This window comes from Pseudomonas sp. BCRC 81390 (assembly GCF_030341915.1).
Taxonomy (GTDB): domain Bacteria; phylum Pseudomonadota; class Gammaproteobacteria; order Pseudomonadales; family Pseudomonadaceae; genus Aquipseudomonas.
Map to the genome: position 1 here is coordinate 105,146 of NZ_JATAAG010000002.1, position 24,286 is coordinate 129,431.

Consider the following 24,286-nt stretch of genomic DNA (forward strand, 5'->3'; position numbering starts at 1 on the left):
CACGCACCCTGGTCAGGGCGTCGGTATCGCGTCTTCGTTCAGACAGGTCTGGGTAGCCGCTCCTTTGAGGATCAGTTGCGCCGCCTTTTCGGCGATCATCAGGGTGGGTGAACAGGTATTGCCAGACGTGATCTGCGGCATGATCGAGGCATCGGCGACCCGCAGGCCGGGGATACCGTGTACCCGCAGTTGGTTATCCACAACGTCCAGTGCACCGTTGCCCATGCGGCAGGTGCCGACCGGATGGAAGATGGTAGTGCCGATCTTGCCGGCAGCTTCGTACAGCTCTTCCTCGGTTTGCAGGGCTGGGCCTGGCAGATATTCCTTCGGATCGAAGGCGGCCAGGGCAGGGGCCTGGACGATGCGTCGGGTCAGGCGGATGGCATCGACAGCAACGCGCAGGTCCTCCGGGGCACTGAGGTAGTTGGGGTCGATCAGCGGCGTGCTGTTCATGTCGGCATTACGGATATCGATACGCCCACGGCTGGCCGGGCGCAGGTTGCACACCGACGCGGTAAAAGCAGGAAACCGGTGCAGTGGTTCCCCGAAGCGCTCCAGCGACAACGGCTGCACGTGGTACTGCAGGTTGGCGGTGGCCTGCTCCGGCCCAGAGCGCACGAACGCGCCCAGCTGGCTCGGGGCCATCGCCAGCGGGCCGCTGCGGTCGTAGAGATAGCGCAGGCCCATGCCCATCTTGCCCAACAAGCTGTTGGCCATCTGGTTCAGAGTGCGGGTATTTCGGACCTGATAGATCAGCCGCAGTTGCAGGTGGTCCTGCAGGTTGCCACCCACACCTGGCATGTCGTGACGCACGCCAATGCCCAGGCGTTCCAGCAGCGGGCGGGGGCCGATGCCGGAACGCTGCAGGACGCCCGGCGAACCCACCGCCCCCGCGCACAGTACGATTTCGCGGCGTGCTGCAAACTCGTGCCAAGCGCCTTGCCACAGCGCTTTCACTGCACGCGCACGGGTATTGTTGAGAAGCACCTGGTCAACTTGGACACCGGTCAGCACCGTGAGGTTGGGGCGGTTCCTGATCGGCCGCAGGAAAGCCTTGGAGGCGTTCCAACGCACACCGCTGCGCTGGTTGACTTGAAAGTATCCACAGCCTTGGTTGTCGCCGGTATTGAAGTCATCGACCTTGCCGATGCCACTTTGCTCGGCAGCATCGCGAAAGGCGTCGAGAATCGGCCAGCTGTAGCGTTGACGTTCAACCCGCCATTCGCCGCCTCCGCCATGGTATTCGCTGGCACCGGCAAAGTGGCTCTCGCTGGCCTTGAACAGCGGCAGTACATCCTTCCACGCCCAGCCGTCGTTGCCTTGTTCAGCCCAAAGGTCGTAGTCCGCCGCCTGACCGCGCATGTAGATCATGCCGTTGATCGAGGAACAGCCGCCCAGCACCTTGCCTCGTGGGTAACCCAACGCGCGGCCGCCCAGGCCGGGCTGTGCCTCGGTGCTGAAGCACCAGTCGGTGCGTGGGTTGCCAATGCAGTAGAGGTAACCGACAGGGATGTGAATCCACGGATAATTGTCGCGGCCACCCGCTTCCAGCAGCAGGACGCGGCAGGAGGGGTCGGCGGATAAACGATTGGCCAGCAGGCATCCGGCGGGGCCGGCACCCACTACCACGTAGTCGAAGACAGAATCGGCTGATGGCATGTGCAACCTCGCGCCTGTTTTTTATTCTTGTCCCGAATCATCTTAGTGAGTAATTTCGCGGAGGAAACACGAGATTTCGCGCAGCCGCTGTGCGTTTTTTGGCACAGCGACCATCACTGCAACGGTGCGTTTCTACAAAAATTCGCGCCTGGAGCATAGGGACTAGCATGTTCGACTGGAACGATCTGCGGTTTTTCCTCGAGTTGCAGCGCAGTGGCCGCCTGCTTACCGCCGCCAAGCGCCTCAACACCACCCACAGCACCGTGGCCCGGCATATCGAGAACATCGAGCAGAGCCTGGGCACCGCGCTATTCGTGCAGCATGCCCAAGGCTACGAGCTGACCCCCTCGGGCCAGGCCCTGCTCAAACACGCCGAAGCCATGGAAAACGTCGCCCTGCTGGCGCAGGAGGAAATCACCCAGGCCATCACCCCGCTGGGCAAGATTCGCCTTGGGGTAACCGAAGGCATCGGCATCATGTTCTTCACCCCGCGCATGAATGCCTTGTTCGAACGCTACCCCGGCCTGGAAGTGGAATTGGTGGCAGTACCGCGCTTCGTCAGCATTCTCAACCGCGAAGCGGAGATCAGCATCCACCTGGAGCGTCCTAACGCCGATTTGCTGATCACCCGCAAACTCACCGACTATCGCCTGGCCCTGTATGCCAGCCAGGCTTACCTGGACCGTGCGCCAGCGCTGCGCAACCGCGAAGACCTGGCCCGGCACAGCTGGATCGGCTACGTCGATGATTTGCTGTTCAGCCAGGAGTTGTTGTTTCTCAACAGCTTCTGCCGCACGCCCAACGTGGTATTCCGCAGCACTAGCGTGATCGCTCAGCAGGCCGCCGCCCGCGCCGGGCTGGGCATCGCCGTATTGCCCAACTACATGGCCCGCCACGACCCGACACTGGTGCGCGTACTGCCTGGCGAGACCATCCAGCGCAGCTACTGGATCTGCACCCGTCGCGAGCTGCACAAGTCGGTGCGCCTGCGGGTCGTTTGGGACTACCTGCTGGCGCTGTGCGCGGCTGAACAGAGCGAACTGCTAGCCCAGTAGCGCCTTGCCAGCCAGCAGCGCCGCCGCTACCCACCCCGCCACAGCGAACAGTTGCTGCAAACGCGGCCCGGCCAGCCTGACCGCCAGAGGCCGCGCCAGCAGCAAGCCGAGCACCGCGCCAACGGCAAACGGCGCACCGACCTGCCAGTGCATGACACCGGCCAGGCTGGCACTGACCACACTGCCGGTAGACACCAGAGCAATCACCGCCAATGAGGTGGAGACGATGCTGGCCATGCGCAGATTGGTATAGCGGTTCAGCGCCGGGATGATGACAAAGCCACCGCCCACACCGAGCAGCCCGGACAGCAAGCCGGACAATGCCCCGGTGAATGCCAGGGCACGCGCGCAGGGCAGGGTCCAACGCAAACGGCCCTGCAGCGGGTTGAGCACACAGGGTTCGATATAGCGATGGGCATCATTGGCTTCGCCACGCAGTTCCTTGGCCGCCTTGCGCCAGATACGCACGCAGGCGTAAACCAGCACCCCGGCGAAGACCAACTGCAAGGGTGAATCCGGCACGCGGTGCGCCAGCATCAGCCCGAACGGCGCCGCAGCCACACCCACCAAGGCGATGAACAACGCCGCCCGGTAGCGCACCAGGCCCTGGCGCAAGCCCAGCACAGCCCCCGCTGCCGCCGCCAGGCCGACGGCCAGCAGGCCAACCGGTGCCGCCTCGACCATCGACAGCCCCAGGCCGAAGACCAGCAATGGCACAGCCAGGATGCCACCGCCGGCACCAGTCAACGCCAGCACCGCGCCAATGAGTGCGCCCAGGCCTGCGCCCAACAGTTGATGTTCGATCACTGGCTACCCTCGGCTACCAGCGGCTGCGGCCGCGCCAACCACTCGCGTCCCTTGAGCATCCCTTGCCAGTACAAGGGTGGCAGCACCTGCGCCTTGAGCAACCAGGCCAGACGCGTCGGCTTGCGACCATCCAGCAACCAGCTGGGGAAACTCGGCGCCAGCTTGCCGCCATAGCTGAACTCCGCGAGGACAATCTTGCCGCGTTCAACGGTAAGCGGGCAGGAACCATACCCGTCGTACCGGGCCAGGGTCGGCAGCCTGCCCAATGCCACCAGCACGTTGTTGGCTACCACCGGCGCCTGCTTGCGGGCAGCCGCAGCGGTCTTGGCATTGCTGCTGTTGGCCACATCACCCAGGGCATGGATATTGGCGAACTGGCGATGGCGCAGGGTGTGCGGGTCGACGTCAACCCAACCGGCACCGTCGGCCAAGGGGCTTTCGCGGATGAAATCCGGCGCCACTTGTGGCGGCACCACATGCAGCATGTCGAAAGCCTCGGTGCGGGTTTCACTGCTGCCATCAGCCAAGGTCCGCACAAAAGTGGCGCGCTTGTTGGAGCCGTCCACGGCGACCAGGCGGTACGTAAAGTTGAGATCCACCGCATACTTTTCGATGTACTTCATCAGCGCGGGTACGTAGTCCGGCACGCCGAACAACACCGCACCGGCATTGAAGAAACTGGCTTTCACTGCACCCAGCCGGCCATGGCGCAGCCAGTGATCGCAAGACAGGTAAAGCGCCTTCTGCGGAGCGCCCGCGCATTTGATCGGCATGGGCGGCTGACAGAACAGGGCGCGGCCTTGCTTGAGCTTCTGCACCAGCTCCCAGGTATAGGGCGCCAGGTCATAGCGATAGTTGGAAGTGACGCCATTGCGCCCCAAGGTCTCGCTGAGCCCCTCGATAGCAGCCCAGTCGAGCTTGAGCCCAGGGCAAACCACCAGCTGTTGGTAACCGATGGCGCGGCCATCGTCGAGGATGACCTGTTGGCCGTGCGGGTCGAACCCTTGCACCCGTGCCTTTATCCAGCGCACCCCGCGCGGAATGATCGAGGCCATGGTGCGGGCCGTGCTCGGTGCGGTGAACACGCCGGCACCGACCATGGTCCAGCCGGGCTGGTAGTAATGCACCTCGGCAGGGTCGATCAACGCCACCTCCAGCGACGGGTCACGGCTGATCAGGCTGGAGGCGGTGGCGATGCCGGCGGCACCGGCACCGACGATGACCACTGTGTGGTGGTCGGTATTGGCAGGGGACAACAAGGCAGACATGACGGTAAATCCTGGAATTCTGGTTATGGGGCAGGGCGGTTACAGCTTGTTCAGCGGAATCTTCAGGTAGCTGACACCATTCTCTTCCGGCGCGGGAAACTGGCCGCTGCGCATGTTCACCTGCACCGACGGCAGGATCAGCACAGGCATATCAAGGGTCTTGTCGCGCGCTTCGCGCATGGCGACAAAACTGTCCTCGTCGATCCCCTGGTGAATGTGGATATTGCTGGCACGTTGCTCGGCCACCGTGGTGACGTACTGCATGTCGCGGCCACCGGGCAGGTAGTCATGGCACATGAACAGCAGCGTCTGGTCGGGGAACGCCAGCAGGCGGCGGATCGAGCGGTACAGGGTGCGGGCATCAGCCCCGGGGAAGTCACAACGCGCGGTGCCGTAGTCGGGCATGAACAGCGTATCGCCGACAAACACGGCGGTCTCGCCTGCGTCCTCGATCATGAAGCTCATGCACGCCGGGGTGTGCCCCGGGGTGTGCAAGGCACGGGCATGCAGGTTGCCGATACGAAACCCTTCTTCGTCCTCTAACAACACATCGAACTGGCTGCCATCGCGAGCGAAGCCAGGCTCGGCGTTGAACAACGCACCAAACACTTTCTGCACCTGGGTGATGTGTGCGCCGATGGCGGTGTGGCCTCCCAGTTTCGCCTTCAGGTAAGCCGCTGCCGAAAAGTGGTCGGCGTGCACATGGGTTTCCAGTATCCATTGCACGTTGGCTTCAAGCTCGGCCACGCGCTGGACCAGGCGGTCTGCCGAAGCCGTGCAGGTGCGGCCGGACTTCGGGTCGTAATCCAGCACACTGTCGATCAGTGCGCACTGGCGCGTTACACGGTCCATGACCAGGTAACTGATGGTCGAGGTCGCCTGGTCATAAAAGGCGTCCACGTGCAGGTTGTTGCCGATGATCATCACGTTCTCCAAATTTTCCGCCCTGCCTTGTACAGGCGTAGGCAGTGACAGGAGCTTTATCAAGATGCATGCCAGGCATTTTCCTACGAGCGGACCAAAGAAATCGGCTTGTTACTGACAGCTATCAGCGATGTTGGCAGCCCGGGCTGGCAGTCGACTGTCAGCCAATGGCAGTGTTTGGCAGTCCTTGTTACCCTGCACCGGTAAACCTATCGGTGCCCCATGCCTCAAGCCCACCCTCTGATCCTCGCCCTGGTTTCCTATCTCGAGCACGATGCGCTGCCAGCCATCGTGCTGGACACCGACTACAACATCCTCGCCGCCAACACCGCCTATCGCCGCCAGTTCGGCAATCACGACCAGGCGCCGTTGGGCCAGAAATGCCACAAGGTCTCGCACCACTACGCCGTACCTTGTGATCAGGCAGGCGAGCACTGCCCGATGCGCAAGGCGTGGCACAGCAAGGTGCCAGAGCGGGTCTTGCACATTCATCACACGCCACGCGGGCCCGAGCATGTGGATGTGGAGTTGCGGCCGATCCTGGATGAACAGGGCAGGGTAGTTGCCTTCGTCGAACGCCTGACCAGCATTACCCTGGCGTCGGCACAACCTCAGGAACAAGGGCTGGTGGGTCGCGCCCCTGCATTCAAGGCTGCCCTGGCCAGCCTGCAACGTGCGGCGCCGGCGCAAATTCCGGTGTTGCTGCAAGGTGAGTCGGGTACCGGCAAGGAACTGTTCGCCCGCGCGGTGCACATGGGCAGCACCAGGGCCACAGGGCCATTGGTGGTGGTCGACTGTACCGGCCTGACCGAATCATTGTTCGAGAGCGAGTTGTTCGGCTACGAGAAAGGGGCCTTCACAGGCGCCAACCAACGCAAGATTGGCCTTGCGGAAGCTGCACATGGCGGAACGCTGTTTCTCGATGAAATTGGCGACGTGCCGCTGGCGATGCAGGTGAAGCTCCTGCGCCTGATCGAGTCTGGCAGTTTCCGCCCGGTGGGTAGCCTGCGCACGGTGCATTCGGATTTCCGCCTGGTGTCGGCCACCCATAAACCGCTCAGGCAGATGGTGGCCGATGGCAGCTTCCGTGAAGACTTGTATTACCGTATCAGCGCTTTCCCGATCCGCCTGCCAGCCTTGCGCGAACGAGTGGAAGATCTACCCCTGCTGGCGCAGAGTCTGCTTCAGCGCATGGCAGGCAAGCCGGCCCCCAGGCTGAGCGACGATGCCCTGCAGCAGCTTCGGCTGCATCCGTTCCCGGGCAATATTCGTGAGCTGCGCAATATCCTCGAACGGGCGCGGTTGTTTGCCGATGACGGGCTGATCCGGCCGGAGCATCTACCCGAGGACATCGGGCCAGCTGCAGCCGTCTTGGGCCGCGGCCGACGCAATCACCTGGGTGAGCTGGCGCAGGCGCTGGAACAATTCAAGGGGTCGCGCAGTGAACTGGCCCGTTACCTGGGCTTGAGCGAGCGCACGCTGTACCGCCGCTTGAAGGAGCTCGGCCTGAATTGAACAATGGCGAGCTCTTCAGGGTATTCTCACAGGCGATATATTGACTTCAATTCAGTGGTATATGTAAGCATCACATGGGCTGGGTTATGCCTGAAAGCGAATCCTCCAGTTCAACAGACAGGCGAGAAGAGCAAAGCCCTGATTGGGCATTAGATGTCCTCTTGTCCGAGCAGGGCGCGGTGCTCGACAAGGAGCCCAAAAAGAACCTCTGCCCACTACATGTGCAGGCGGCGCGAAGCGCTCGATGCAGCGGGTCTCGTCCAGCATGAGGCTTACGTTCCGCCTGAGAACAAGCCGCTGCTGAAAGAAGCGGAAAAGCGTCTTCGCCAGCCGCTGATAGCTGGCAAGCTCAAGATGGAGTTATTCATGACGGAAGGAAACACCTGGAACACCAAGCGCCTTTTCGATGCACTCAACGCCTTGGCGAGTAATGAGAGCGACTCCGTGCTGGGTAGCGCCTCGTTGGCACTCATCGAGGGCGCAGAACAAGCTATCAAGATCGACCTGCATGAATTCGGAGGTCTGCCTGTATTCATCGTGGTTGCTGGTGAACAGATCATCGTCGACACGTTGCTCATCGAAGCCGAAGACATCACTGATGTGAGCGCCTTCAATGACGCGGTACTGCGCAGCCGGGAGATGTTCCCGCTGTCCAGCATCGGCATCGAAACCATGCCAAACGGTGAGACAGCCTACAACATGTTCGGCGCCTTGACCGCTGACTCCTCGCTGACGAACGTCGTCACCGAAATACTGACCCTGGCTGAGAACGTCCAGAGAGCAGTCATCGCTTTCGAATCTTTCTTCAGCCAATAACGGACAGGGACAATCATGGATAACAACCAATCGCTCTGGCGCAAGCTACTGACCGCACTGCGTGGTAAGGGTACCGAAATCGGCGAGGCCATCGCCGACAGGCAGGCCATTACCATTCTGGATCAAGAGATCCGTGACGCAGACTCAGCTATCCGCAGTGCCCAGAACGAACTGGCGACTCTGATGGGTAAGGAGAAGCTGGCATCCAAAGAGGTCGCCGAGCTGCAGTGCACGATCGGTGACCTGGAAGAAAAGGCCAGGAAGTCTCTGGCTGCGAATCGTGAGGACCTGGCCCTGGAAATCGCTGGCCGGATCGGCGAGATTGAGGGCAAGCTCCAGCTCAAGCGCGAAGCGCACCAGCAGCTGCAGGGAGGCATCGCCCGTATGCGTTCCGACATCGAGAAGGCACAGTCACGCATCAATGGTTTGCGTACGCAGGTGGACATGGCCAAGGCCCGCGAAACCGTACAGAAGGCCCAGGTCAGCGCTACCCTGTCCAGCGGACAGGCTAATGGCAAGCTGGAAACCGCAGTCATGACCCTCAACCGTCTCAAGCAGCGCCAAGATGAACGCGAGGCGACCCTCAATGCGCATGAAGAGCTTGCAGCTCATGCCGATGGCAGTGATCTGGACAAGCGTCTGCGGGAAGCCAACATCATCGCCGACGAGAACAGTGCCCAGTCTGTACTGGCCCGTTTGAAAGGCTCAGCTCAGCAGTAACCAGATGTCGGTCGCCGGCCGGTTATCCCGGCCGGCGAATCTCGCTAGAAGGAAACGTCCTTGGCAAATGGAAAAGCCTTGCGCATCGTCGCTGCGCTACTCGTGGTTATGCTCGCGTTACAACTCAGTAACGCTCTTCTCGAATTCCCTCTGGATGCGTTTGGCCTACAGCCGCGAAGCGCTGGAGGTGCAGCTGGGGTTTTCCTGTCTCCCTTCCGGCATGGCTCGTTTGGCCATCTGCTTTCTAACGCCATCCCCTTTGCGGTTCTCTCGATGTTGACACTCGGGTATGGCATCGGACGCCATGCAACTGTAGAAGCATTGGCCCTCAAAACCCGTACCGAAAGAGGCGCTGATAGAGCTCGCTGAATCTCATCGCATCTGCAAGGTTCCGGCTTAGCGTCTCGAAACTCACATTTCAAATTACGGATATTGGCCTATGTCGATCTTTCTGCTTCTTCGGCAGGTTGCAGCTACCGTGCTCGTCAGATTCACGTGGATGGCGCTCGTGCTGGCAGTGTTAGTCCACTTCGCCGTTGCGTACATTGGCCTGTGGTACGCAGGCGAGAAACACCTCGTCGACGACCCGACGACCTTCTTCTACTTCTACATCACGACTGCCATGACGGTGGGCTACGGGGATCTTTCCCCTCAAGGTCCGGCTGGCAGGATCTTTGTTGCTATCTGGATGATGGTCGGCGGCATCGCACTTCTGACGGCCGTCATTGGCAAAACAACCAACTCCATAATCGAACTCTGGAGGCGCCAAGTGAAGGGAAACGGCAGTTTCGAAAAACAGTCCGGCCATACCGTCCTGATCGGATGGCTTGGGGAAAGCAGTGAAGAGATCATCAACCTGCTGCGTCAGGACGATGTATCCAACGATCACCTGATAGTCATCTGCGCAACCGGCCTGGATGAGAATCCAATGGGCGGGAGGGCCTCCTTTGTTCGTGGTGAGAACCTGAGTTCGCCCTGCTTGCTGGCCCGTGCCGGAGTGTCGACGGCGGAGCGCGTACTGATCCGAACAGAAACTGATGACCAAACGTTGGCCGTCGTCTTGGCCGTGCATCAACTTCAACCTCGAGGCCACGTCGTGGCCCACTTCAGTGACACTCAAAAGGCTGACTTGGCTCGAAGCTATGCGCCCGGTCTGGAATGCACATCCAGTATGTCTGTCGAGATGCTGGTGCGCTCCTCCCAAGACCCTGGCTCCTCCGAGCTCATCACCGAACTGCTCACTGTGGGAAAGGGCGCCACCCAATATCGTGCAACTCTCAACCCTGCCCTGCAGCGGTCATTTGGCGAGCTTTTCGCTTCTATGAAAGATCGCCACAACGCAACCGTCATTGCCTACAAGGCTGAAGGCGAGGACAGGCTTCTGATCAATCCTCCCTCCGACACCCGGGTGTGTGCAGGAGAGATCTTCTATATCGCCAACAAACGCATCGCTGGAGATATCTGATGAGCTTCTTCAAGCGACTTCTCGGCCTCGAATCGCCAACGCTAAGTACGAACACCGCGCCTTTGCCAAAGGGGCCACTTGGCCTTGGGCAGGGCGCAATGGTCTCAATTGATCCTGGCCTGAGCTTGCTGTTTGAGGGCGCCACCAAGGTGATGCTACCGACAGCGCAAAACGCCTTCGCAGAGGGTGTTATAGACCTTGGTCAATCCAGCTGGCTGACCCGCATCTACCTTGACGACGAGGACTTCTGGATCCAGGTACTGACATCCGGCGAGCGCAATGGACAAGTCGATGCACTGGTGCTGTTCAACTACACCGATTGCAGGTTCATCCATAGCCAAGGTGAGTTAGCCGCCATTGCAGGACCCGCAAGCAAAATCGGAATGCCGGTCTACATGCACGATGGTCATGCGTATTACCGGGAGTGGGGCAGCTCCGAAGGTCAGACCGAGCTGGTCGACCTTGTCGAGCGAGTGACCAACCCAAATGAGTCCTACGAAGTCCAGCATCGCTCGATGCTGTACTCGCGTGACATCGGCCTCACTGATCGGAAGGAGCTGTTGCTCTTCTCGGTTGAGGAGTCCGAACAGGGGGCTGTCTGCGTTACAACATCGCTGGGCGTAAACCTTTTCTCTTCTGACCTACAAAGCACGTAAGGAACACTCCATGCTTGAAGCACTGAAAATGTCTTTGAATGCGCCGGCCGTGATCGGCTTCGTCCTCTACATCATCGGGGCCGTAGCCCTGCTGGCGCTGTTCCAGTTCATCTACATACGCCTTACCCCACACAAAGAATTCCAGCTCATCCGAGAGGGGAACACTGCCGCCGCGATTGCGCTGGCCGGCGCTGTGATCGGCTTCGCCCTCCCGGTGAGCAGTGTGATCTCCTTCTCAGTCAGCCTTCTCGACTTCCTGGTCTGGGCTGTTATCGCTGGCTTCGTTCAGCTATTGGCGTTCTACGTTGTGCACTTGATTCTCAAGGGGCTCTCGGAGCGTATCCACAAGGGTGAAATTGCGGCAGGCATCTATGTGGCCGCCATCGCGATCAGTGTGGGTCTGTTGAACGCAGCCTGCATGACTCCTTCCACCAACTGAGCCGGACGGACTCCATGAAGCGAAGTAAGTGCGTACAGCTGTCGCTCTCTGCAGCTGTGGCGGTGGCTATCACCGGGTGCCAGCCAAAAGAACCCAACTATCAGGTCAGCAAGACCTTCAAATTCGACACGGTCCAACAGTGCGTCGACCAGAAAGTCCCGGTGGATATCTGCTCTGACGCCTACATGGCGGCCATGGCCGAACACCGGCGCATTGCGCCGACATACAACAGCCAGGCTGAATGCGACGCCGATTTCATCGAGAACTACTGCAAGGCCAATTCAGACGGCAAGTTCACTCCACCGCTTTCCGGCTTTGCGCTGACTGCCGATGGCATTGTGTCCGAGGCGCAACTGAACGCAGCACATGCAAGTGCAGGTTCAGGTGGCGCCGGTACCAGCGGGTTGAACGATGTTGTCTTGGGGATGCTGATCGGCAACATGCTGTCGAGCAATAACGGGCGCTACTATTCGGAGCCGGTGTACCGGTACCGCTCTGACCGTGACAGCTATTCGACCTCGACCCTTGCAAATCGGATTAAGTCTGGTACCAACTTCGGTAATTCGACCCAGGTCAAGCGCGGCGCCAGCTACGTGTCCAGCAGCAAAACCGGACTCAAACCATCCATCAACACCAAGCCGATCGCCGTAAGTAGTACCACCTCCCGCGGTGGTTTCGGCAAATCAGCTTCGGCCCGTAGTGGTTGGGGCGGCAGTTTCGGCGGCTAAGGAAGCAAGATGAAACGGATCGCGATCAATGAACGACCCAACTGGCAGTCTCGGGCAGAATCGTTCGGGTTCAAGTTCCACACGATTGATGGTGAGCGGTATTGGGACGAAAGCGCCTATTACCAGTTCACGCTCTCTCAGATCGAAAAGGACCTTGAGGACCCGACTACCGAGGTTCACCAGATGTGTATGGACTTGGTATCTCGTGTCGTGGACAGTGAAGAGTTGCTGTCTAGCCTGAGCATTCCTCCTGCATATTTTGATGCGATCCGCGAATCTTGGAAGGAGGGTCATCCGCACCTATATGGGCGCATGGACTTCTCTTACAACGGCAAGGGCCCGGCCAAGTTGCTGGAACTGAACTACGACACCCCGACCAGCTTGTATGAAGGCTCAGCCCAACAATGGGACTGGCTGGATCAGTGCATTCAGATGGGTATGCTCCCGAGTCATGCCGATCAGTTCAACAGTATCGAGGATCAGCTCACTCAAGTGTTCTGTGAGCTTCAGATCGATCGCCCGTTCTACTTCGCCTCAATCACAGGATCCGAAGAGGACAAGGGAACCACCGACTACCTGCGCATGATCGCTGAGAAGGCGGGTATCCAGACTCACCACATCTACCTCGAGGACATCGGGTACAACGACCAGAGGTTCGTGGACCAGCGGGAGAATTGGATTCCTCACCTGTTCAAGCTTCATGCCTGGGAGTTCATCATGCACGAGGAATTCGGGCCGTTGGTTGCCAGCTCGGATACCCAATTCTTTGAGCCCATGTGGAAGGCAGTTCTCTCTAACAAGGGGGCTCTGCCGCTGCTGTGGGAGTTCAACAAAGGACATCCCAACCTGCTCCCAACCTTCTTTGATGGTGAACCTGGCAGACGGGTACCCAAGGGGTGGGTCAGAAAACCATTTTTCTCCAGGGAGGGCGCCAACATCGAGCTTCGCACTGCGGACGAGCAGCTTGTGAAAGTGGATGGCCCTTACACGGATGCTCCATACATTCTTCAAGAATGTGCCCCGCTGCCGAAATTTGGCGACAGCTACACCCTAGTCGGATCCTGGGTCATTGGCGACAACGCCGCAGGAATCGGTATCCGCGAAGATAACTCGCTCGTGACAAAAGACAGTAGCCGTTTCCTTCCCCACCTCATCCTGGACTGATCCTCAACGCACCCGGAGTCGCGATTTGCCAACGAGGGTTGGCAAAGGCGACGCCCTGGGTAATCCACGGGTGTTCTTTTCCGGCTCGCCTACAACCTGCCTCAACCCATTTCCGGTTCCATCCATGTTCGATCGAGCAGGGGAGGCCCTTGCGAAAGAACTCCAAGGCAAAAAAAAGCCCGCGAAGGCGGGCTTGATGGGGGCCGACGCGGACCAGGCTTGGAGCCCGGCCGGTCAACTATTCGAGCAACTATTCTGTGAACCTACATCTTTATGTAGGCTCACAAAAAAGCTGACATTTGCGGTCCAGTGTTTTCAGCTAAAGCTGCATCTTTTCTGTGACTCATCAGTAGAAATTTCACAAAAAAAATGAGAATTGCCTACCGCATTCACAAAATAAGCTGATGCATCCAAAACGGCGGATCGTCATCTGCAACCTCAGCGTCGACTCTACCTAGCTTGGTACTAACAGCCCCGCCAACAACGAGCGCAAAAAAAGGCACCCACGGGTGCCTTTTCAATATGTCCGAGGAGTAGTCGCAGCGATCCTTTAGCTCCCAGTCTAATGACCTTGGGTTCAGAATCCGACAGGCTAGGCCTGTCGTCACTACTTCAGAGAAACCAGCTTTCTCTGCTGCCAAAAATGCCGGGGGGCCTTTGCTGGTACCCAGTCACGACGAATGCGCGGTTGCAGTCCTCCGCTACGACATTAACCGAGGAGGTAAGCTCGTTCAATCACATGCGATGAAAGGCTCGGATTCCTCACAACAGCCGGGGCTTTGGGGTCGAAAGCGGTCGGTCGTGAATGACCTCTTTCGACCCATTATAGCGGACGTTCGAGGTCATACACGCCGAGTACTTTAAGATCTTTCATTTGCCGCCAGTCAGCGGTATGGCTTTCTGATCAACGTGATAGGCCGCAAAAATTTTCGAGCGCTCTCCCACAATCATGAAGAGCAGAGGTTTATCCAGGGTTGAGGCGAGCTTTGCCCATTCCGTGTAGTCAATTCCAGAAGGCAATGGATTCATCTGTGGATGGGTATGCCAGTCACCGAGGTAATCAATGCGGCCTTGGCTTTCCTCCCAAGCCTTCGTTACGGCAAGCTGATGACCAGGATCTAGGCGTTCAAAACTGATTCGTGAGCGTCTGTCCCGAGGCATAGGCACTGTCGCGCGCAAGACATGGAGGTGTTGGCCCGATCTGTACCCCATCAACGTTCCTCCGGCTTCGTGCTTCTTTTGACTGTCCTGGCGGTATGCGCAGATGACGTCCAGCACATTGCACTCGACGAGAACGTATAACCCTTGCAGTTCCGGAGCCGTGAAAATCATTTCGTTCCGCATGCAGGGCAACCACTCAACGGTGTGATGTCTTGATTTTTTATCTTGAAGGTATCTGCGTTTTCCACCGCTCTGGTTCGAAACCTCGGACTTGGGCTGCCGTTCTTTTTCCAGTCAATCAACATGTCAGCGACGAGTGCGGCAGCGGACAGCGATGCGGACACAGCGTATGGCGTAAAATGCTGGCAGGCACGGAAGCCCTTTTCCACTTCGTTCTTGAGTACTTTGAATCGTTCCGCCATTTCGCTTCCAGGCTCGTACCGCCGCAAGCAGCGGAAGCAACCGTATTTCAGGGAGTCAGTCCATAAGGCTTGAACGCATTCGCCATTGCCCTTTATCCATGCATGCAAGACAGGGGGGAAAGTCCCTTCATTGCGAATGCGTAGCGCATTCAACATTTCTGAAAGGGGCTCCTCGCCTGTTGCATTGATGATGAGATCAAAGCTGGAGTAATCGAGCTTTGGTGTTATGGCGATGGGTCGCGACTCGATGTTGCTGTAGGGGAACTGCAGATCAAGTTCATCCTTAAGCGCGTTAGATTTACGCTTGAGCAACGCATTAAACCCAAGGGCGTGGCGACCTATGTTCTCAGGCTGCAGAAACTGATTGTCGATCAGGGTGAGCAGGCCACCGTCTGTGCCTGCGCCCAGTCGAGTCAACGCTTGAGCAATATAACCACCAACCGACCCGCACCCAAGTAGAGCGATTTTAAGGCCGGACAACCCGTTTTTCAGTGAGCCGGATAGGTTTCGCGTGTGTACAAAGTCTGCACTGAGATCTGTCGTGAGGAGGCGAAATATTTTGTCTGATCCGCCGAATCGATGGAGATATTGAAAGTAAGCTTTTCCCGCAAATTTACGACTGCCGGCAGCCCCTTGGCTGGTAGCTTTGGTGAGGTAGCGCTTGTTGACAGAAAAGCCAAAACCGATCCAGCCCGCAGGCGAGTCAATCAGGATATAAATTCGGCTTAAGTCCAAGATCGACGTGTCGGCTTTGATCCTTTTTTGCAGCGCAGCATAGAGTGATCTGTCCCAGGTTTTCAGCCAAGCCAACGTTTCCTTTACCGTCCATGGAAGCGCGGATGACATATCCGGCGCTGCGGTTGTTCGCAGCAACCAGCAGGATTGTGCTTCAAGCGGTTGAACGCTTGCACCCCATGAACGGGCCACCCGATCCAGTGCTTCTTTACTGGTGGTGATGATGTCGCCAAATGGCCCTTTGGGTGACAGCTTGTACACCTTGGCTTCGTCAAGCTCGGATGACAATTCGGAAAGCCCAATTGGGAGCAATGTTCCCAAACTCGATCCAGCCCAATAGGACTGAAACTCTGCTTGCATGTCAGCTTGGCTTTGAGTGGGGTTGCTGATGAGTTGGTCGATCAGGCTCGTAGCCTGCTGCAAGCAGAAGGCAATGGCACCTGTCGGGTTGTATCGATCAAGCACGACAGAACCTTCAGCCAGGTAGCAAAAGTCGCCACCGACCACTCCGTGCGCCATTCGGATCGGTAGAAAAGGAGGCTTCTCTGTAATCCGGATTGTCGGGTAGACAAGGAAATCCCAATCGGCAATCGCCAGTTCTATTGGGACGGGCCCGGCAGTGGACTTCAATGTTCCCAGAAATCTGCGAATGCCATTTTTGGTTGGACGGGCTTTGAAGCCCAGTCCATGCATATAGCGAAGCACATCGCCAAGGCCTTCAAAGTCCATATCAACCTGCAGACGTGTTCGGAACGCGAGGGGCAGGCACTACGGCAGGTGCGGTTGAACGCACAATTTCCGTGGCGCTTTCAACATCGATCAGGCTGGTGGTCGCAGGGACTCGGCTTCCAAGCTGACCCGAGGTAATCTGCAACGCCTGATGCTTTTGATCCTCCTGGCAGCCCCTGGCTCTTTTGAGCGCCAAAGCCAGGTTTTCGGCTTTACTCGAAGCGTGTTCACGCTCGTCCTGTTTCAAGCGATTGAAGTCCTCTGCGCCGTCATCAATGCCTGGCTCGCGAATCTCGGTATTGAGAGCGGTGGACAGCGCGGTGGCAGCATTCTCGAATGCGATATCGTCACGGCCTCGCTTACCTTCGAAGTTTTGGGCAATCGCGATCATCAAGGAAATGGACGTCGGCCCACCAGATTTCCAGTGAAAGTCCCGCCACGCCTTGGCATACCGGCATACGCGAAGGAATTGATTGCCCAGATCGCCGAAACGCGCGACTTGGTCTCTGATCCACTTTGCGACATCCTCTGGGTCGGAAGCCCTCCACAGGCCAGACCGGGAAGCCAGCATAATGGTGTCAAGGTCGTCCCAAGTTTGAGCTTTGGCTTTCGCCACTTCCAGGAAGGCTTCATTCGAGCTGACACCGTCGAGAACCATCGCACGCCGCTCGGTGCTCAGTGCCACCGTGCGCTCGATAACCTTGTTGAACTCATCAATCGGAGCGGCGTACAGGGGGATGTCAATGTGTGCCCACGAACAGGCGTCGATCCGGATGCAGGTGTCCTTAGCGGCGGTACCGGTTACCAACTTCCAACCTTCCTGAGCGCAAAGCACCTGAAGGAGCGTTTCAACCAAGTCGAAGTACTTTTTGGCCATTGCAGCGGGCGGGCCATTGTCCTGCCAAACATCGACTGGAAGGTAAACGCCATAGTCCAGGTCGATTTCCTGCAGTTCCGGCTGTGCAGGCTGAATGCAGGTTTTGTATGACCAAGACCCTTGCGTCCTGAACCGAGGCTCCACGCGCTTTTCCATACCCAAAACAACGACGGTTGCGTTGGCAATCGCAGGCTTCAAATACTCCCGGATTTTCGTCCGGCATTGAGTCAGAAAGTCACGCTGCTCCTCCGTGGGCGCGATGTTGTCGCTGAAAACGGCGTCGTCAGCGGAAGAAAAAAAGAGCTTGGTGAGGTTCAGCATGTTTCAGACTCCTGACGTGTCGCGTTGTTGCCGTAGTAAAATTTTACGGGGCGAGCTTTGTGCGCAACGAACTCCATGAAGTCCGCTTTTCCGAGACAGGTCTTCGCTTTCTCAAGGCCAGAGCCTATAAGCACTTCCTGCGCATGAATGTCTGCTTTGTCCAGGGCGACAGCCTTGGAGCGATCGTCCGTCAGGTCTTCGTCAACATGCATGTAGCGTGAGCCGAGCTTGTGCTGCAGCATGAAGTCGCAGAGCGACTCTTGAACGGAAATTGACAAGCCGAACAGTCGTTGCGCCGCTTTCAGAGGGTTACCTCCACCCCAGTCCATCGCGCCGCCTTCACGGTTGTTTTTTGGGTTCACGGTGAACTTGGATGACATCGTCCCAATAGACAGCAGGTGAATCTCCGAGCTGGCCACGTCGAAAAACGTCTCCGCTTCGTGGAGCGCGAGTAGACCCGGGGCGTTGGCGAACAATCCGCCATCGACGTATTGGTTGTGTTGAAACTGGTGGCGTGGAAAGTAGGTTGGGGCAGCACTCGTGGCGAGTGCAATGTCCACCATCGCGTGTTGATGGTCACGGCGAAAGCTTTCATGGTGTGGGGTTTTGAACAGCACAGGTTTACCAGTCGAGTAGTTGATCGACGGGATGACGACCGGGTGAAGGCAGTCCCCCAGAAGCTTTTCGCCCAGCATTTCAGGGGCTGATATTTGCTTTTTAAGCTCATCACTGCTGAACGTGGATTTGAAAATGGGCATGCTCGTGCGGGGATTGAAAATAGCCTCTCCATGCTTTTTAAAGAGGTCTACGATTGCTTGAGCAGGAATTTCCGATGCGATGGCGAGCGCCAGGATGCCGCCTATGGACGTCCCGGCAATGAGGTCGAAATGGCGGGCGATGGGGCCACCAATTTCACGTTCTACTTCTGCCAATATGGTGGCAGTGTACAGCCCCCTGTACCCCCCGCCTGATAGTGCTAAAACCTGAAAACGATTTGCTGACATGGAAACTAACCTCCGGCGCTTCAAGGTGAGCGCGATTGACCGATAAGTTAGCGGCAGAGCCGTTAGTAAAAAAGGGGCGCTTGGGGTAGCTTTGTTACGTTACGCCTCCACCAGCACGCATTCGTTTACTTGCAGTATGAAACGTGAATATTCCTTACGCTTCGTGAGCGTTTGCTCACGTGCGTGCTATTGACCTTTATGAGATTATCGCGTCAATCGTTTTGCTTGGTTTTTCCCGAGGTTCACTACATGTACAAAATAGCCATTGTTGAAGACTCAGAGGCTGTAAATAATGCGCTTGCCGCGTTTTGTCGAGAGCTCAATCACGGAGTGGAGGTCACTCAGTTCTTTGACAGGGCTTCTGCTGAGGTGGCGATCAAACAAAATAACTATTCACTTATTGTTTTGGATATCGAGCTGCCTCCTGAAAAGAATGCAGGTATAGGCCTTATAAGTGTAAATTCGCAATGCCACAAAAGTCCGGTTATTGTTGTTTCCGGATTGGATCCTTCAGTGTATCGGTCGATAATGTATCAGTTGGACGTTTGGGACTTTCTTGAGAAACCTATTGCTGCCGATGGGCAAATGTTCTTAGCAGCGGCAATGAGGGTGTTGAGAGACACACAGAACTCACAAAGTAAGCAGAGCTCGCAGCAACAGCAGGAACAGGCTGCGGAAGATCTAGTCGTTGACCCTGATACGGGTAAGGCTAGGTTTAAAGGTAAGCCTTTGAATATCCCGCACACAGCGAAAACCATATTACAACGAATATATAAGGCGAAAGGTAATCTCGTCCCGTATGAAGATTTTTTTGATCTCGTGAAAAGTGGAAAAAATAACGACGCGATACGTCAGCATATAAAAACCATCCGAGATGTTCTAAAAGATGTGGGGGAGTCAGAGGGGCACGTCGAAGTAATTAGGATGAAGGGGGTTCGGTGGCTGGATTAGATTTCAATAGGCTTAAGGATAATATCAGCAAAGCCTCGATAAGAATTTATGTTGTCGGCGTGCTGGTTGTGATGTTTGTTGTTGTGTTGGTAGGCACAATTGTAGCGCTCAGATTAAGCTTCGGATCTGTGGTTGAACAATATGATTCAAGTGTGAAGCGTAATTTGCAGCGAGTCGCCTATGAGTTTGACTCGCTTGATGGGAGAGTCAACCTTAGTAATTTTGATGCCCCCAAACCTGATAACTCTGGAATCCCTCTTTATAAAATACCTCTAGAGTATATTAACGTTATGCCTGGGCATGTTGAGGACGTAAAGCCTCTGCTGGGATGCAGCTATGCAGGCATGGATGCACCGCAAAATAGAGTATGTGCCGGAGTGCTGACGAACAAGGCTCTGGGAGCAATAGCTTATGTGAGGGGGAGGTTCGAGAAAATTAACGACTTGGTATCGCCTCGTTACATCGATGACCCGAGAACGGGAGATTATTTCTTAGTTACGTTATCTGCGCGCGGTACAATTAGCCAGTTTATCGTCACCTTCGATTCCGTGAAGCGTGTCGGCGACACCCTGACCCCTTACTTATCCCCAGCTTGGAGCTTAACTGGATTCAGAATTGGATCGTCAACACGTAGAGCTTTTTCAAGAGAGCCACAGATCAAAGGGCGCGCTCTGAAATTAAGCGGCCAAGGTGCAGCCAATAGGTTTGAGTTCATATTCCAAATCCCGGCTTATGCATTTGCGGACGATGCTTTCCAGGCCAATCAGGCTCAAGGGAAAGCCACTATTTGGCCGCCCAAGGATCTCTCCGAAGCCCGCCTAGACATCAAATTAATCGGTAACAATGCGGTAGGTGAGAGCAGTATCATACTGGATTCGACATTGTCTGAGCCAGATACCGTTTTTTCGTTTGATAAAATGAGAAATTATCTAACGCCGGGTGAGGTTTTGGTGTTTTCTCCGCGCAACTCAAGTACAGAAATTAAAGTCAGGCACGCGACGGTCGAAAATTTAAGTACTAGACGGAATTTCCCTGTTAACTTGATTGATCATTTAACTGACTTTTTTATTAAGGTCATTGTTCCGGCAAAAAATATAGACGCACTGGCCCAGCTCCCCGATGGGAGTTCTGTTGCCATTCGTGGGGATGCCTCCAGCGTGTTGGGCGGATGGAGAATGGCCGCGCAGTCCATTGTATTGCTATCCTCGCTTATAAGTATCATGTTGTTGGTATCCTACGTGATCCTTCGTGTATTTGTGTTGGATCCACTTTATAAGGTTCGCCGCAATACACTGCATATGAAGGAGCGGTTTAGCGTAGTTGATGAGTACAGACTGCCCTTTCATATCAAGGAAAGTCAGAGTGAAGTAGGGGTTCTTTGGCGAAATATTTTGGAACTTCATGAGGCACTTATAGCTTATGGTCGTAGTGCGGTTGAACGTTCGAAAAGAGAACATCAATTTCTTCGTGCCATTGGTCATGAAATTAGGTCTCCATTGCAGGATCTGATGCTTCGGCACAACGATGAGAATGATCCAAGTACTCGCTATGTACGCAGGATCTCTTTCGCGGTGAAATATCTGTATGGTGCTTCGTTGGGTCAGGAAATTTCTGATAGTTTTACCTTTAGGACTCCCCAGGAAGCAATGAATTCGCTGTCTGGAGACATCACCAAGGAAAATATTACTGAATACCTAATCAACGCTGCTGAGTCTGCGATTGCAGGCATCAAATATGTTGGAAGTGATAAGGCTCTTTATGTGATGGCCGATGCGGATATGCTGGAGTCCGTACTGACAGCTATTATTAATAATGCCAATGATTTTCGAGTGCCTGATACAGAGATTATCGTTGATGGGTACCTGGAGCGTGGAAGTGCCGTTGTCACAATAAAAAATATAGGCCCTCATATCGCGATTGACCCTATAGAAGAGATATTTGAATATGGTGTGTCTGTGCGAGAAGGTGCTGGAGAAGATGAGCATCTCGGACAGGGGCTGTATATGGCGAAAACGTTTGTTTCACGGCTGAGCGGAAGCTTGACCGCGCGAAACTTAGGGGATGGGGTTTGTTTCGAAATTAGGCTTCCATACGTAAGCTAGTCTTGTTTGTTGTCATGCGATAAACCAATGCTAATCGTCACGACCGGCCCATTCGGGTCGGTCGGACTTTTGAAGGGTCAGTCGGCCAGGACGCAAATTTATGGATCCCAACCGTTTGTCGCATTGTCCTTATTTTTCGGGTTTGTGAATCCGCAGTGTCGGATGCTTCAACTTGTTTTCGGGAGTTGCGTGACGCCTTGACATCATCATTCGGGAAGAGCTTAAGTCGTTTATTTGATGTTTCTGTACGGAGCAGCGAGGGCTGACAATTCCAGGCCTGGCATTTTGCTGGCAAAAGTAGCCGGGAAGACGCCATAACGACAATACGTGCTCATTTAGTACTTGCCAGTTCGGCGGCAGAACATCTGCTATTGGCCGTTTGCTGCCCCTCGCCAATGGTCGCTTTGGGTCGATAATAGTCAGTCGCCAGTGGCAGCTAACGACCTAAAGCTGTCCTTCAAGAAAGGCAGCTAACGGCGAGAAGCGGTCATAATGTATATACAGTTTTCAGGGTGATTCACTCCGATCCAGGATACTCGTCCTCAGTGCTAACGCTAAGGTTCCGTCACTTGATGAGTCACTGACAGCAGCCAGTCCTCCAGAGATCTGACGGCGACGGTGTGGCCGCATCTTTGCTACGCAGGTAGATGAGGATTTCTCAGCAAGCTATCCCGCCAGAGACCCCCTGCGCAATTCATACCATTGAAGCGTCACCTCTCTTCGGGTAAAAGCGTGACCTCCTTACAACGTTACAACACCGTCATCCCGAGAGCATAGGAAGAGAAATGTCGACCCAAGGACTAAACCGATTCATCGGACGCAAGATTCACGCTGTGATAATGATGGCCCCACTAAGGCGGGAAATGATACGCCTCGGCATATGCACCGTCATGGCCCTTGTTCTGAATGTGATCTTGTATACCGGCGTTGAAATAGACGGTACCATCAAGCCGTGGGCAGAAACGCCGATAAAACTATTCGCATCATCGATGTTATTCGCCTTCATGATTAAGGCATTTTTACCACTTCTCGGGTGGACCATTTTAAAGGCAGTGCTACTCAGTGCAAACAATGCCTTCAGCGGCATACTGAGTTTTATGGGGAATCAGTTCACGGGTGTCATGTACTGCACCGGAATCATCCTGGGATCTATCACGATTAAGCAGTATATGATTTCTGGGGTCCTAGATTTAGAAATGGTTTCTCTGTCCGCAATCGTATTTACCTCTGGTATTATGTACTTCTTTATACTGCAATGCGCCATTCAAAAAACCATGAGTCCGGCTCTGCGTACACCAGCAGTACCGCGTTCAACCACAAAGCTGTGACTATTCCGCCTCTGGCACTCAGTAGACGCCAGCTCTGCTAAACCCTCACTCATGTATACCTAGCCATTAATGGCCAGGCCCGCCTTCGACTTTATGAAGAAGGCGAGCGTGCACGTGCCTGATTGCGCATGTATTCCGAGATGAGATTTCCGAAATTGATGTCTGCTTCTTCAACGAGAATGTTGACGTGGCAGTACAGCTCTTCTTGACCTCGTAGATAATTGAAAATCCTTGATCTAACAATGCCGCAAACCCCTTCTTTGACCGCCGTAGAGGGGAGGTTTATAACATCGCCGACGCACGGAATAAGTGCTAAGCCATGGTTGCTGTTGAAGATTATGTCAGCTGGACAGGTATCAGTTTTGGCATGCAATTGCCCTTGAGACACCTGCTGATAATCAATGCTATACCTCATGTACAGCCTACCTCATTTGTTGGGTGAGGAATCAGCGCCGCGGATAGTAAACAGAAACCTCAAGCTCGCAAGCGACGAGAGTATTTAGCCTATTTTCGGTATTAGAGAGCTTCGCAATTATCGCTTTTCAAGCACATACCCTACGCCCCGAAGCGTATGTATCAACTTGGTCTCGAAAGGGTCATCTATCTTGGCTCTGAGTCTTCGAATCGACACCTCAACAACGTTCGTGTCGCAGTCAAAATTCATATCCCAAACCTGAGAGATAATCTGCGTACGGCTCAGTACCACCCCGGTGTTACGCATCAAGTAGTGCAATAACGCGAATTCTTTGGTGGTCAAATCAATACGCTGACCGTCCCTGAACGCCCTGTGCCGGCTCTGATCAAGCTCCAAGTCAGCGACGCGAATGACCTCTACGGATGCGGGGTGATCCGACCTGCGCATCAAGGCGCGAACCCGAGCCAACAGCTCAGGGAACTCAAATGGCTTGATCAGGTAGTCATCTGCGCCGTTCTCCAGCCCCCGGACCTTATCCGCCAGCCGACTTCTCGCCGTCAGCATCATGATGCGCGAAGGGCAATTTTTACGGCGCAACAACTCAAGAACCTGCCAACCGTCCATCTCTGGGAGGTTTATATCGAGAATAATCAGCTCGTATTCGTGCTGCTTGGCCAAGAATAATCCATCTGAACCGGTGTGTACGCAATCTACGACATAGCCACACTCCGTCAGACCTTGACGCACATACTCCGCAGTTTTTACTTCATCCTCAATTACCAGAATTCGCATGGGATTTTGTCTCGATATCACTGAGCAATTAACCGCGCACGCGCGCCGGCATTATTGAAAGGGATGGTAAATCAAAATGAGCGTGCCGGGGCTCAAATGACGGATTTGTAATTTCTAGGTAATACAGTTGATAGTCTGGCGGTATATCTTGTCGCGGTTTGGGTTTGACAATTGCGGGCCCTCTCTCCAGCAGGTGATTTGACCTTATGAAGTATTGGGTTATTTTCTTCTTT

At 55.5% G+C, this 24,286-nt stretch carries 22 protein-coding genes; 12 read left to right on the forward strand and 10 right to left on the reverse strand.

The annotated features are described in order from the left end of the window. Window positions 1-12: 12 nt before the first annotated feature. Window positions 13-1,659, reverse strand: a complete 1,647-nt coding sequence (locus tag QSV36_RS00755; RefSeq protein WP_289128989.1) for a GMC family oxidoreductase — start codon at window positions 1,657-1,659, stop codon at window positions 13-15. Window positions 1,660-1,826: 167 nt separating this feature from the next. Between QSV36_RS00755 and QSV36_RS00760 the strand changes: the two genes are divergently transcribed. Beyond that, window positions 1,827-2,714: a LysR family transcriptional regulator gene (locus QSV36_RS00760; protein ID WP_170027552.1), complete on the forward strand. Its 888-nt coding sequence runs from the start codon at window positions 1,827-1,829 to the stop codon at window positions 2,712-2,714. Here the strand turns inward: QSV36_RS00760 and QSV36_RS00765 are convergent. Genes QSV36_RS00765 through QSV36_RS00775 form a run of 3 tightly spaced genes read right to left on the reverse strand, consistent with a single transcriptional unit; the run spans window position 2,703 to window position 5,713 of the window. Continuing rightward, the gene (locus QSV36_RS00765) at window positions 2,703-3,521 is read right to left on the reverse strand and encodes a sulfite exporter TauE/SafE family protein (protein ID WP_289128992.1); all 819 of its coding nucleotides are present in this window, start codon (window positions 3,519-3,521) and stop codon (window positions 2,703-2,705) included. The two genes, QSV36_RS00760 and QSV36_RS00765, sit on opposite strands and share 12 nt — an antisense overlap. Continuing rightward, on the reverse strand, window positions 3,518-4,789 hold the full coding sequence (locus QSV36_RS00770) for an NAD(P)/FAD-dependent oxidoreductase (RefSeq protein ID WP_289128994.1): 1,272 nt from the start codon (window positions 4,787-4,789) through the stop codon (window positions 3,518-3,520). Before QSV36_RS00770 ends, QSV36_RS00765 begins: the two co-directional genes overlap by 4 nt. A 39-nt stretch (window positions 4,790-4,828) precedes the next feature. Then, on the reverse strand, window positions 4,829-5,713 hold the full coding sequence (locus tag QSV36_RS00775; protein ID WP_289128997.1) for an MBL fold metallo-hydrolase: 885 nt from the start codon (window positions 5,711-5,713) through the stop codon (window positions 4,829-4,831). 222 nt (window positions 5,714-5,935) lie between these two features. On the opposite strand from QSV36_RS00775, the gene QSV36_RS00780 reads away from it, so the two are divergent. The 8 genes from QSV36_RS00780 to QSV36_RS00815 all read left to right on the forward strand — a co-directional run bounded on the left by QSV36_RS00780 (window position 5,936) and on the right by QSV36_RS00815 (window position 13,216). Beyond that, entirely contained in the window at window positions 5,936-7,228 is a 1,293-nt protein-coding gene (locus QSV36_RS00780) for a sigma-54 interaction domain-containing protein (protein WP_289128998.1), read from the forward strand. Between the two features lie 219 nt (window positions 7,229-7,447). Continuing rightward, the gene (locus QSV36_RS00785; protein WP_353853204.1) at window positions 7,448-8,044 is read left to right on the forward strand and encodes a YjfI family protein; all 597 of its coding nucleotides are present in this window, start codon (window positions 7,448-7,450) and stop codon (window positions 8,042-8,044) included. Window positions 8,045-8,059: 15 nt separating this feature from the next. After that, a complete protein-coding gene (locus QSV36_RS00790; RefSeq protein WP_289129002.1) occupies window positions 8,060-8,764 on the forward strand; it encodes a PspA/IM30 family protein in 705 nt (234 codons plus the stop codon). 439 nt (window positions 8,765-9,203) lie between these two features. Continuing rightward, window positions 9,204-10,229 carry an ion channel gene (locus tag QSV36_RS00795; protein ID WP_289129003.1) on the forward strand — a complete coding sequence of 342 codons (1,026 nt, stop codon included), beginning with the start codon at window positions 9,204-9,206 and terminating at the stop codon, window positions 10,227-10,229. Beyond that, window positions 10,229-10,885: a DUF2491 family protein gene (locus QSV36_RS00800; protein ID WP_289129006.1), complete on the forward strand. Its 657-nt coding sequence runs from the start codon at window positions 10,229-10,231 to the stop codon at window positions 10,883-10,885. The genes QSV36_RS00795 and QSV36_RS00800 overlap by 1 nt, the downstream gene beginning before the upstream one ends. 10 nt (window positions 10,886-10,895) lie before the next feature. Continuing rightward, a complete protein-coding gene (locus tag QSV36_RS00805; RefSeq protein ID WP_289129009.1) occupies window positions 10,896-11,324 on the forward strand; it encodes a DUF350 domain-containing protein in 429 nt (142 codons plus the stop codon). A 14-nt stretch (window positions 11,325-11,338) separates the two neighbouring features. Next, window positions 11,339-12,052: a DUF1190 domain-containing protein gene (locus QSV36_RS00810; protein WP_289129010.1), complete on the forward strand. Its 714-nt coding sequence runs from the start codon at window positions 11,339-11,341 to the stop codon at window positions 12,050-12,052. Between the two features lie 9 nt (window positions 12,053-12,061). Further along, the gene (locus QSV36_RS00815; RefSeq protein WP_289129012.1) at window positions 12,062-13,216 is read left to right on the forward strand and encodes a glutathionylspermidine synthase family protein; all 1,155 of its coding nucleotides are present in this window, start codon (window positions 12,062-12,064) and stop codon (window positions 13,214-13,216) included. A gap of 870 nt (window positions 13,217-14,086) precedes the next feature. Here QSV36_RS00815 and QSV36_RS00820 read toward each other — a convergent pair. The 4 genes from QSV36_RS00820 to QSV36_RS00835 are packed head-to-tail and all read right to left on the reverse strand — an operon-like array spanning window position 14,087 to window position 18,465. Beyond that, the gene (locus QSV36_RS00820) at window positions 14,087-14,548 is read right to left on the reverse strand and encodes a Mov34/MPN/PAD-1 family protein (RefSeq protein WP_189121467.1); all 462 of its coding nucleotides are present in this window, start codon (window positions 14,546-14,548) and stop codon (window positions 14,087-14,089) included. Continuing rightward, window positions 14,545-16,263 (reverse strand): ThiF family adenylyltransferase, encoded by a 1,719-nt coding sequence (locus QSV36_RS00825; protein WP_104833678.1) that lies wholly within the window; start codon window positions 16,261-16,263, stop codon window positions 14,545-14,547. Before QSV36_RS00825 ends, QSV36_RS00820 begins: the two co-directional genes overlap by 4 nt. A gap of 1 nt (window position 16,264) precedes the next feature. After that, window positions 16,265-17,461, reverse strand: coding sequence for a CBASS cGAMP synthase (locus QSV36_RS00830; protein WP_189121466.1), 1,197 nt, complete (start codon window positions 17,459-17,461; stop codon window positions 16,265-16,267). Continuing rightward, complete coding sequence (locus QSV36_RS00835; protein ID WP_104833680.1) at window positions 17,455-18,465, reverse strand: CBASS cGAMP-activated phospholipase; 1,011 nt, start codon at window positions 18,463-18,465, stop codon at window positions 17,455-17,457. The genes QSV36_RS00830 and QSV36_RS00835 overlap by 7 nt, the downstream gene beginning before the upstream one ends. A gap of 249 nt (window positions 18,466-18,714) precedes the next feature. On the opposite strand from QSV36_RS00835, the gene QSV36_RS00840 reads away from it, so the two are divergent. The 3 genes from QSV36_RS00840 to QSV36_RS00850 all read left to right on the forward strand — a co-directional run bounded on the left by QSV36_RS00840 (window position 18,715) and on the right by QSV36_RS00850 (window position 22,846). Then, entirely contained in the window at window positions 18,715-19,416 is a 702-nt protein-coding gene (locus QSV36_RS00840) for a response regulator transcription factor (protein WP_189121465.1), read from the forward strand. Continuing rightward, on the forward strand, window positions 19,404-21,518 hold the full coding sequence (locus QSV36_RS00845) for a sensor histidine kinase (protein ID WP_189121464.1): 2,115 nt from the start codon (window positions 19,404-19,406) through the stop codon (window positions 21,516-21,518). The genes QSV36_RS00840 and QSV36_RS00845 overlap by 13 nt, the downstream gene beginning before the upstream one ends. 785 nt (window positions 21,519-22,303) lie before the next feature. Beyond that, window positions 22,304-22,846 (forward strand): hypothetical protein, encoded by a 543-nt coding sequence (locus tag QSV36_RS00850; protein ID WP_104833685.1) that lies wholly within the window; start codon window positions 22,304-22,306, stop codon window positions 22,844-22,846. A 91-nt stretch (window positions 22,847-22,937) separates the two neighbouring features. Here QSV36_RS00850 and QSV36_RS00855 read toward each other — a convergent pair whose 3' ends face one another. Beyond that, window positions 22,938-23,261, reverse strand: coding sequence for a hypothetical protein (locus QSV36_RS00855; protein ID WP_104833686.1), 324 nt, complete (start codon window positions 23,259-23,261; stop codon window positions 22,938-22,940). Window positions 23,262-23,378: 117 nt separating this feature from the next. Then, window positions 23,379-24,053: a heavy metal response regulator transcription factor gene (locus QSV36_RS00860; protein WP_003253420.1), complete on the reverse strand. Its 675-nt coding sequence runs from the start codon at window positions 24,051-24,053 to the stop codon at window positions 23,379-23,381. Between the last annotated feature and the right edge of the window lie 233 nt (window positions 24,054-24,286).

Excerpts from the sequence above, each read along its gene's own strand:
- QSV36_RS00755 (WP_289128989.1), bottom strand. The coding sequence starts at position 1,659 with ATGCCATCAGCCGATTCTGTCTTCGACTACGTGGTAGTGGGTGCCGGC.
- QSV36_RS00760 (WP_170027552.1), top strand. The coding sequence starts at position 1,827 with ATGTTCGACTGGAACGATCTGCGGTTTTTCCTCGAGTTGCAGCGCAGT.
- QSV36_RS00770 (WP_289128994.1), bottom strand. The coding sequence starts at position 4,789 with ATGTCTGCCTTGTTGTCCCCTGCCAATACCGACCACCACACAGTGGTC.
- QSV36_RS00775 (WP_289128997.1), bottom strand. The coding sequence starts at position 5,713 with ATGATCATCGGCAACAACCTGCACGTGGACGCCTTTTATGACCAGGCG.
- QSV36_RS00780 (WP_289128998.1), top strand. The coding sequence starts at position 5,936 with ATGCCTCAAGCCCACCCTCTGATCCTCGCCCTGGTTTCCTATCTCGAG.
- QSV36_RS00785 (WP_353853204.1), top strand. The coding sequence starts at position 7,448 with ATGTGCAGGCGGCGCGAAGCGCTCGATGCAGCGGGTCTCGTCCAGCAT.
- QSV36_RS00790 (WP_289129002.1), top strand. The coding sequence starts at position 8,060 with ATGGATAACAACCAATCGCTCTGGCGCAAGCTACTGACCGCACTGCGT.
- QSV36_RS00795 (WP_289129003.1), top strand. The coding sequence starts at position 9,204 with ATGTCGATCTTTCTGCTTCTTCGGCAGGTTGCAGCTACCGTGCTCGTC.
- QSV36_RS00800 (WP_289129006.1), top strand. The coding sequence starts at position 10,229 with ATGAGCTTCTTCAAGCGACTTCTCGGCCTCGAATCGCCAACGCTAAGT.
- QSV36_RS00805 (WP_289129009.1), top strand. The coding sequence starts at position 10,896 with ATGCTTGAAGCACTGAAAATGTCTTTGAATGCGCCGGCCGTGATCGGC.
- QSV36_RS00810 (WP_289129010.1), top strand. The coding sequence starts at position 11,339 with ATGAAGCGAAGTAAGTGCGTACAGCTGTCGCTCTCTGCAGCTGTGGCG.
- QSV36_RS00815 (WP_289129012.1), top strand. The coding sequence starts at position 12,062 with ATGAAACGGATCGCGATCAATGAACGACCCAACTGGCAGTCTCGGGCA.
- QSV36_RS00820 (WP_189121467.1), bottom strand. The coding sequence starts at position 14,548 with ATGATTTTCACGGCTCCGGAACTGCAAGGGTTATACGTTCTCGTCGAG.
- QSV36_RS00825 (WP_104833678.1), bottom strand. The coding sequence starts at position 16,263 with ATGGACTTTGAAGGCCTTGGCGATGTGCTTCGCTATATGCATGGACTG.
- QSV36_RS00830 (WP_189121466.1), bottom strand. The coding sequence starts at position 17,461 with ATGCTGAACCTCACCAAGCTCTTTTTTTCTTCCGCTGACGACGCCGTT.
- QSV36_RS00835 (WP_104833680.1), bottom strand. The coding sequence starts at position 18,465 with ATGTCAGCAAATCGTTTTCAGGTTTTAGCACTATCAGGCGGGGGGTAC.
- QSV36_RS00840 (WP_189121465.1), top strand. The coding sequence starts at position 18,715 with ATGTACAAAATAGCCATTGTTGAAGACTCAGAGGCTGTAAATAATGCG.
- QSV36_RS00850 (WP_104833685.1), top strand. The coding sequence starts at position 22,304 with ATGTCGACCCAAGGACTAAACCGATTCATCGGACGCAAGATTCACGCT.
- QSV36_RS00855 (WP_104833686.1), bottom strand. The coding sequence starts at position 23,261 with ATGAGGTATAGCATTGATTATCAGCAGGTGTCTCAAGGGCAATTGCAT.
- QSV36_RS00860 (WP_003253420.1), bottom strand. The coding sequence starts at position 24,053 with ATGCGAATTCTGGTAATTGAGGATGAAGTAAAAACTGCGGAGTATGTG.